This is a genomic window from Serratia sp. (in: enterobacteria), assembly GCF_046715635.1.
GTDB lineage: Bacteria > Pseudomonadota > Gammaproteobacteria > Enterobacterales > Enterobacteriaceae > Chania.
This window is the reverse complement of sequence record NZ_JBKJYW010000311.1, coordinates 1-5913: the sequence shown is the minus strand read 5'-3', so window position 1 is coordinate 5913 and position 5913 is coordinate 1. Positions and strand designations below refer to the sequence as shown.

At 53.5% G+C, this 5913-nt stretch carries 7 protein-coding genes; all 7 read right to left on the bottom strand.

The features are described from left to right. Window positions 1-686, bottom strand: a 686-nt coding sequence (locus ACLQ7H_RS16050; protein WP_411753537.1) for an EAL domain-containing protein, incomplete at its 3' end; no start/stop codon positions are given. Window positions 687-985: 299 nt separating this feature from the next. Next, window positions 986-1999, bottom strand: a complete 1014-nt coding sequence (locus ACLQ7H_RS16045) for a lipoate--protein ligase A (protein ID WP_411753536.1) — start codon at window positions 1997-1999, stop codon at window positions 986-988. Window positions 2000-2056: 57 nt separating this feature from the next. Continuing rightward, window positions 2057-2515 carry an NlpC/P60 family protein gene (locus ACLQ7H_RS16040; RefSeq protein WP_411753535.1) on the bottom strand — a complete coding sequence of 153 codons (459 nt, stop codon included), beginning with the start codon at window positions 2513-2515 and terminating at the stop codon, window positions 2057-2059. A gap of 168 nt (window positions 2516-2683) precedes the next feature. Further along, a complete protein-coding gene (gene arnF / locus ACLQ7H_RS16035; RefSeq protein WP_411753534.1) occupies window positions 2684-3073 on the bottom strand; it encodes a 4-amino-4-deoxy-L-arabinose-phosphoundecaprenol flippase subunit ArnF in 390 nt (129 codons plus the stop codon). Continuing rightward, window positions 3070-3414 (bottom strand): 4-amino-4-deoxy-L-arabinose-phosphoundecaprenol flippase subunit ArnE, encoded by a 345-nt coding sequence (arnE, locus tag ACLQ7H_RS16030; protein ID WP_411753533.1) that lies wholly within the window; start codon window positions 3412-3414, stop codon window positions 3070-3072. The genes arnF and arnE overlap by 4 nt, the downstream gene beginning before the upstream one ends. Beyond that, entirely contained in the window at window positions 3411-5075 is a 1665-nt protein-coding gene (gene arnT, locus ACLQ7H_RS16025) for a lipid IV(A) 4-amino-4-deoxy-L-arabinosyltransferase (RefSeq protein ID WP_411753532.1), read from the bottom strand. The genes arnE and arnT overlap by 4 nt, the downstream gene beginning before the upstream one ends. Then, window positions 5072-5908: a 4-deoxy-4-formamido-L-arabinose-phosphoundecaprenol deformylase gene (gene arnD / locus ACLQ7H_RS16020; protein WP_411753538.1), complete on the bottom strand. Its 837-nt coding sequence runs from the start codon at window positions 5906-5908 to the stop codon at window positions 5072-5074. Before arnD ends, arnT begins: the two co-directional genes overlap by 4 nt. Window positions 5909-5913 lie beyond the last annotated feature (5 nt).

Genomic DNA, 5913 nt, shown 5'->3' with positions numbered 1-5913 from the left:
TCCACACTGATGGCAGGCCATAAAAACCCCTGTAGCCCTAAAACACCGGTGTTGGTCAGCTTATTGAAATACTCATGTTTCTCAATGCCGCAAACAATAACCCCCTTACAAAGTTGATTGATATTCTTAAGCAGTGAATCGATAACCAGGTCATATCCCTGTTGGGTAACCAATTGCCAGTAAAAGCGTTTATCAATTTTCACAAAATCAAATAAACCATCATACAGCGCGGCCAGCGTCGCTTTGCCAGAACCGAAACCATCGAGCCACAGTGAGAAGTAGGTACTCAATAAACGGATTTTCTCGTTGTCTTTCCCTGCGGAAAGGTTGGGAAAACGCTCATTAACTTCAAAGGCAACAAACGACAACTGTTGCACACGTTGGCGACGTTCCTCGTTGCCAAGCAGCCAATCGACGACCGTTTCTTCGATATTAATCGTCAATAACACCCCGCTGGCAACAAACCATGAGGCATGCTTTTCAGCTAGCGATATCTGGTCGTTGAATAATTCAATCTTTTGTTCTGGGGTTAATAACCGTAGGCCGATCTCCGTAGGCATCGCCAGGTTGGCGCCCGAGCCAGTAAATCGGGTGAGGAGTTCCACCGCCAGTAAGTTTCCCGTCATGGAGTAAATCGGCAGGAAAACGTACTGACTAATAAAATCAACGTCTGATCGAATATTCATTTTAATGCCAGCAGCTTAATGGCGTGCAATCCATCGTATAACAATAAGTTTTACCGATCAATCCTTGCGGAATAGTTCAGAAAAAGTAATATAATTATCCCGGCGTTGCCAAGTCATTGATAGCTTTAGCGATGTTTTTCGTTCAGACCATCAGGCGAGTTAATTTAATTTGCGGCATGTATCGTTACAAATTAAAAGCTTTACGCAATGTGTCAGTTATTTTTGGTGTTCAACAATCAGGTGATGCGGCGACCACCTGATTTTATTAATAAAATTCCTAACTTATTTACCCCACAGCACTACTTAATGGTTTCCAACAGCCAACGCCGCAACTCACTAAGCTCGCTCTCCTGCTGCGGATACTGCGCTACCAGCTGTGCACAACAGTCTGCCAGTGCCTCGCTGCGATAGGCACATCCCACCAGCTTTTCGGCCAAGGTCTGTAATGGCGCAGGGTTGAGGCTGTCAGTGAAGATCTGCGCGCGTACGATCACGCCCTTCTCCACGTCAAAGAAGATATCTACACCACCCCAGGTAAAGCGTTCATTCAGCAAGTGGCTAAACGCGGGTGCTTTGCCAAAATTCCATTCCCAACTGCTCTGCTTGGCAAATTGCTGGGCAAAGTCGGGCAGATCTGGCAAGACATCCGGGGAGATCACTTCCGGCTGTGCCGTTTCACCATAATGGGCGAAAAATGCCTGAATGACGGCGTCACATACCTGTTGATGGTCGATTCCTGGCACAAACTCGGCCAGGTTGGCAACTCTGGAGCGCACGGAAGTGATGCCTTTCGCCTGCAATTTTTTCGGGTCGGGATTGAGATAATCCGCCAGGCGATTGAGATCGGCATTCAACAGCAGCGTGCCGTGGTGGAAGCCACGATCCTGGGTTTCGCGGTAGGCTGAGCCAGAGATCTTGCGTACTCCGTCGGCCATTTCTACCACCAGATCGTTACGCCCGGAAGCCGACGCATCAACCCCCAACTGTTTCAGCGCCGTAAGAATAATGCCGGTAGAAACGGTTTTATCGTAGCCGGGCTTACCGGCCATAAAGGTAAAGCAGGTATTGCCCAGATCGTGAAACACCGCCCCGCCGCCGCTGCTGCGCCGTGCCAGACGGATGCCATCCTGTTCCATCCGCCGGGTATTACACTCTTTCCACGGGTTCTGCGACTGGCCAATCACCACGGTTTCGGCATTACGCCACAGGAAGAGGATTTTTTGCGTGGTCATTTCGCGGAAGATGCACTCTTCTACCGCCAGATTAAACCAGGGATCGTAGGAATCGGAAATCAATAAACGTAAGGAATTCATGGCAGTCACCTCATCATGCAGTGCTGCCATAATACACCAGATAGGCACTTTGGGGCGTTAAATCCGGCGCGCCTGCCAGTACACCTTGCTCCAGTAAACGTTATTGAGTGAAGAGCGGATCACGCCTTTGCTGGTCGAGGCATGAATAAATTCGTCGTTGGTATCGTAGATCCCCACATGCAAGCCGTTCTCACCGCTGCCGGTCTTGAAGAATACCAGGTCCCCTGGCATCAGTTCGTCGCGCGAAACTTTGGTACCCAATCCAGTTTGCTGTTCAGTTGAGCGCGGAAGCTGCATATCAAAACGATCGCGGAAGGTGCGATAGACAAAGCCGGAACAGTCTACACCGCCGCGATCCAGCCCGCCGTAGCGATACGGAGTGCCATACCATTGACGCAATTGTTCGTTCAATTGCGCGACCACCACGATGGAATCGGACAAACGGCCACTCGGCGGCGGCGCATGACTGCTGCAACCGGCGAGAATTAAACTGGCTAATAGAAACCACACACGCATCGCATTTTACCTTTCACTTAAACACCGAACCGGATCAACCGCCTGCGGTATTTCACCACGCCACCCCGGGTAAGGAGAATGCTGTTTGGCGTTAATTTATCGCTCAAGATAAGAAAAAGGCAAGTTTTGTAAATGAGATAGTCGAATCGACAGCGTTTTTTTCCGCTATTAACGGTTTTTTTCCGCCCGATGACTGTTAATCAGCCAGACGCCGAACAGAATAAACAGCGTTCCCAGCGTTTTGAGCAAGGTGGCCGGTTCATTAAACCAGGGCAAGATCACCGCTGCCAGGTAAACCAGCGCATAGCTGATGCTCAACAGCGGATAAGCCCGGTTTAGCGGCAGGTAATGGAGTGCATAGAACCAGCACAGCATCGATAACGCATAACCGAAGATGCCAATAGCTACTGCTAGCAAGGCGGGCCCGTAATGATTGAGTAACGGCCAGCTGATATCGGCAAAAGACAACAACGGGATCTGCCCCATGCCCCATTTCATCAGCAACTGGGCCAGTGTGACCAGCAGGACGCTGCCCGCCCCCCAAAGATAGCCTTTCATGATTGCAGACTCATCAGCAGGATCCCCAACATGATTGACGCCACGCCGCACCAGTGGCGCAGCGTGGTCGGCTCGTTAAACAGCCAGCGTGCCGCCAGCGTCACCAGAACAAAGTTGAGACTCAGCAGCGGATAGGCCAGGCTTAGCGGCAAGCGCTGCAACACATTGAGCCACACCAGCATGCCCAGTCCCAATAGCAACACCGCCAACGCCAACCAGCGCAGCGTTACAGCCCGCCGCCGCTCAGCCACCTGTTGCCAGCTAAGGGCTGCCTGTTTCTGACACAGTTGCCCTGCACAGGTAAACAGGCTAACCAGGACCACCAATAAATACGCCATCATGGTTGCTGCTCATACCATACCAACGCCATGCGATGCATCTCGACAACGCTATCTGGCGTTGGCAGATCTGTCGGCACGTGCTCACCACGGGAGAGTTGCATGACCAGTGACACATCCCCCTGTTTGCGAGCCTGCGCCAACCAGCCAGCAAAGTCTTCCTCGCCGATATAGTGGCCACGCGCATCGGGATACGCCAAGCCATAAGCGACCTCGCCTTTCTCACCGAACATCAACACATCGCTGCGTTTCAGTTCCCAGGCCAGGCCAGCGGCGATACCCACGCGATCGGCCAGCACAAACCGGCTCTGGCTGAGCGTGGTCATATTGTCACGAATAAAGTTTTGCGGCAGCTTGGAGTCGGTCACCTGCTGCGGAATGGCGTAGCCAATCAACAGACAAAGCAGCAACGGGCAAGCTGCCGCCCAGGTCCAGCGTTTCGCGTTTTCACGAGCGGAAATCACGGCAAACAGCAGCCAGCCAACGAAGGCAACCAGGCCGAGTGCGATTTTTGGCCACTCATCGGCAGTAAACAGCTGCTCTTTAGGCACGATGCCGGAGCCAATCAGCAACAAAGCGATAATGCCAGTCAGCCCAAACAGGCCATTCAGTACGGCGTTCACCTTGAATACCCGGGTGCGTAACTGCCCTGCGCAATCCTCGGCATAAGCCGCCATCAGCAGGGCCAAGGGTGCCATGCAAGGCAGAATATAGGTCGGCAGTTTACCTTTGGCGATGCTGAAGAAGATCAGCGGCATCATCACCCAGCTCAACAGGAAAAACAGCTCCGGGTGCTGAACACGCTCACGCCATCCCTTGAGCAGGGAGCCTGGCAATAATGCCAGCCACGGCAGTACCGCAGCGAACAGGATCGGGATGTAATACCAGAAGGGTGCCTTGTGCTGGGCATTGTCTTCGGCAAAACGCTGAATATGCTCCACCCAGAAGAAGTAGTTCCAATAATCCGGCTCTCGCTGGGCCACCGCCAGCGCCCACGGCAAGCTAAGCAATGCCGCCACTACGATCGCCACTGGCCCATAACAGAACAGGTCTTTGACCCTACGTTGCTGGATAACAATGGGGATGACGGCAATCACCGGTACCGCCAGCGCCAAAAACCCTTTGGTCATAAAGCCCATGCCGCAGGCCAGCCCGAGCAACACATAACCGCCCAGCTTGCCTTTGGCGGTGGTTGCTTTCAGCGTCAGGTAATAGCTGACCATGGCCGCCGTCAGCCACAGCGAGATCATCGGATCGAGCACGCTGTAAGTACCAATGCTGAATACCAGCACCATCGACAGGAAGATCAGCACCGCCAGGTAAGCACGACGCGCGTTTTTCCACATCAGCCAAGCGAGGGTGAAGACCAGCAAGGCGGTCATGCCGGTGCTGAATATCGAGCCAAAGCGCACGGCAAAGTTGCTATCGCCGAACAGCCACTGGCTGATGTTGTTAAACCAGTAACCGGCGACCGGCTTTTCAAAATAGCGCAGACCGAGCAGGTTGGGCACGACCCAATCTCCACGCGCCAGCATTTCTCGGCTAATTTCGGCGTAGCGGGTTTCATCCGGCTGCCACAATAACCGCCCATTCACCGGCAGCAGATACACCAGGGCAAAAAAAACGGCCAATACGATGGCCCAGGATCCTTTCAACGCTTTCATGAAACCTTTTCTCCCCCCACTTCGGTTTGACAACCCAACCAGCCTTCCCGGCCAGGGAACGGCGCGCGGGTAATGCGGCCTAGCGGCAGTAATAACTCGTCTTGGGGTAACAATGCACTAAGAGGGCAGAACTCAATACCCTGCTGTTTGGCACGCTGTAATAACTGTTCGAACATGGCCGACTGCGACATCCCCTCTACCTCGGTATGAATGGTGTACACCGGCACGCCGCGATCGTGGGCTATCGCTTGCAGAATATAATCATTGAAGTCCGCCATGTTGGTTTCGCGGCCAATCACCTCGTCAAAAGTGGGGAGCGTAACCGGGATTTGCACCGTGCCAGCCTGGCCGTTCTCTAATAGCGGACGGAACGGATGGGTACCACGGCAATCGCTGTTGTACTCGAAACCAAAACCTTGCTTCACCTCCACGACGCGCTGATCGGCACGCCACCCCGCCACCGCCGAAAATCGGACCGGCTGACCGATCGCATTGGCCAGCGCATCAACGCCCAACTGAACCTGGCGCGTCAGATCAGGTTTTGACCACTGCCCAACCTTGGCCTGCCAACCTTGATGATCCCAGGCGTGCAAGCCCACTTCGTGGCCCATCTCCAACGTACGCTTCATCAACGGCCCTAGAGATCGGGAAATATTTCGCCCCGGCCACGCGGTACCCGCCAGCAGGATATCCCAGCCGTAGAGCGATGCAGCCTTGGAACGCAGCATTTTCAGCAAAAATTGGGGACGAAGCAGGCGCCACAAGTGGCGCCCCATGTTGTCCGGCCCAACGCTAAAGAAGAAGCTGGCCTGAATATCGTATTTGGCCAACAGTTCCA